At 33.5% G+C, this 2,156-nt stretch carries 3 protein-coding genes; 2 read left to right on the top strand and 1 reads right to left on the bottom strand.

The window, feature by feature from the left end; all coding sequences use genetic code 11:
- Positions 1 to 662: 662 nt before the first annotated feature.
- Together D7V20_RS18905 and D7V20_RS18900 are read left to right on the top strand one after the other, a co-directional pair.
- Positions 663 to 1,700 carry a replication initiation protein gene (locus D7V20_RS18905; RefSeq protein ID WP_120385379.1) on the top strand — a complete coding sequence of 346 codons (1,038 nt, stop codon included), beginning with the start codon at positions 663 to 665 and terminating at the stop codon, positions 1,698 to 1,700.
- Complete coding sequence (locus D7V20_RS18900) at positions 1,697 to 1,927, top strand: hypothetical protein (RefSeq protein ID WP_120385378.1); 231 nt, start codon at positions 1,697 to 1,699, stop codon at positions 1,925 to 1,927. The genes D7V20_RS18905 and D7V20_RS18900 overlap by 4 nt, the downstream gene beginning before the upstream one ends.
- Here the strand turns inward: D7V20_RS18900 and D7V20_RS18895 are convergent.
- The coding region (locus D7V20_RS18895; protein WP_120385377.1) for a mobilization protein at positions 1,928 to 2,156 on the bottom strand (229 nt) is incomplete at its 5' end.

The following is a 2,156-nucleotide window of genomic DNA, read 5'->3' as shown; positions in this document are numbered from 1 at the left end:
CAATGAGCGTAATTCAGCTATCAACATTAAAAAATCTTTAGAACAAGACAACGATAAGGGTCGTTAAATCTATCCTTTTTGTCTTTTAATTAAGAATATTTAAACAATATCAATATTTTATTAGCGAGTGTCTACGAGCGACACAACGAAAAGTTGCGCCTAGACTCCCTGAAAAACCGTTTTTAAGTGCTTTGAATCCTAGAAAACTCATATTTCCATGCAGACATTAGCACCTAGACCGAGCGAAGCGAGTGAAAAAACTATGAGCGAAGCGAATCCATAGTCGCTTTTGCTTTTTTGAATCCATGTCCGGTATTTGCAAATAACTGCCCCCACGACTGAGCAAAGCGAAGTCAAAAAGTACGAGCGAAGCGAGTACATAGGGCAGTTATCCACAGGTTTTTTGAGATTTTTCCTTTTTAATAGTTTTTAAATCTTTTTAAAAGCTTTTTAGCTCCCCGCTATGCCACGCCCAGCAAGGCTTTCAAAGGACATATATGGAGGGATTGACGCACATATATGGAGGGATTGACGCACATATATGGAGGGATTGACGCACATATATGGAGGGATTGACGCACATATATGGAGTATGTATCATTCACTATATATATAGAGGTTAATTAAGTTTCTTGATATAATAAAATCAATTGGGTTTTTACATGAAAAATGATCTAGTCGTAATGGATAATAATTTAATACGTGCATCGTATAAGCTCACAGCTAATGAAATGCGTTTGGTTCTATGTGCCTTAGCTCAAATACCAAAAGATGCAGAGGTAGATCCTGGTAAGGCGTACTACATAACCAAAGAAGATTTTGTAAAACTAGGAGTAGAGCCGAAAAATGTTGCACGAGAAATTAGAGAGGCATGTTCGGAGCTATTAAATCGTATTGTTGTGGTTGACACAGCTATGGGGAAATTGAAATTCCATTGGCTGCACAGCGTCTTACATTTTAAAAGTGAAATTTTTGAACGGCTTAAAAAAGAATATCCAAACTCAAAAAATGATGAAGAATTTATTCAGCAATTAAGAAAATATAATTTATTGGATAGTTTGCCAATCATTGCTAAGAGTGACGACAATATCGTGGCTCGCATTGTTTTTCATGAAAATATGATCCCCTACATAAGTCAATTAAAAGAACAATTTACTAAGTTAAATCTTAAAGATGTTTTTCAATTTAGTAGTTTTTATAGCTTTAGATTTTATTTAATGATGATGCAATTCAAAGAAACGGGGTTTTGTAAAATATCTATTGCTGAATTGCGAGATTCTTTAGATTTAAATAATAAATATCAATTGTTTGCAGACTTAAAGAAATGGGTTATTGATACTGCTATTGATGAAATTAATGAAAAAAGTCCGCATACAGTAGGCTATGAGTTAATTAAAAAAGGGCGAACATATACTCATTTAGAATTAAGATTTAAAGAGAAAAAGGCGGAAATAAAAACAGTAAAATGCCCTAATACCATAGATATGTTTGAAGAACCAAAAGACACATTTATCAAGATGTCTGATAGCCAATTAGACACATTTGCAAGCAAATTGGCAGACTTGGGCGAAGTACAAGCAATGGCTAACGTAGGCGAAGAAATGCCAAGTTTTAAAGCTCGTTTACGCTCAATACTTAAAGACCCAGAGAAACAAAAAATACTCATTCCATATTTAAAAAAATTAGGATTTAAACCATGATTGAGTCAGATAATTTTAATTTTGATGAAGAAGTTGCCAAATTCAATGATGTTATTTTCAATCAGAGTAATGAAGTAAAAGCAAAGATATTGACTGGATATTTAAGCTCTATTATTGATGTTGAGATTAAACATTTTGATGATTTCAATGATCATAAAACAGTGCTTAAAGATATTGAAAGCAAAGTAACCTTTGCTATCAATATGCTAAAAACAATACAAAATTAATTATGGCAGATTAAATAATTTTCTATCCCGATCTTCTGTTAAATACTCGTTGATGCCAGCGAGTATTTTTTCTTTCTCTGCTTCATCTTCCATTTTGTTGAGCAAGTACGAACCAAGTAAAATTTTACGTCTGGTATCGTTTTTTCGATCTTGTTCTTTCTGTTTTGCCTTTTCACGAGCGTCTTTAGCCTGCTTTTGAGCTTTAAGCTGCTTTAAGCGTTCTTCCTGT

The sequence above is a fragment of the Acinetobacter rongchengensis genome (assembly GCF_003611475.1).
Classification (GTDB): domain Bacteria; phylum Pseudomonadota; class Gammaproteobacteria; order Pseudomonadales; family Moraxellaceae; genus Acinetobacter; species Acinetobacter rongchengensis.
The sequence above is the reverse complement of the archived record's forward strand: the minus strand, read 5'-3'. Positions and strand labels throughout refer to the sequence as shown.

Excerpts from the sequence above, each read along its gene's own strand:
- D7V20_RS18900 (WP_120385378.1), top strand. The coding sequence starts at position 1,697 with ATGATTGAGTCAGATAATTTTAATTTTGATGAAGAAGTTGCCAAATTC.
- D7V20_RS18905 (WP_120385379.1), top strand. The coding sequence starts at position 663 with ATGAAAAATGATCTAGTCGTAATGGATAATAATTTAATACGTGCATCG.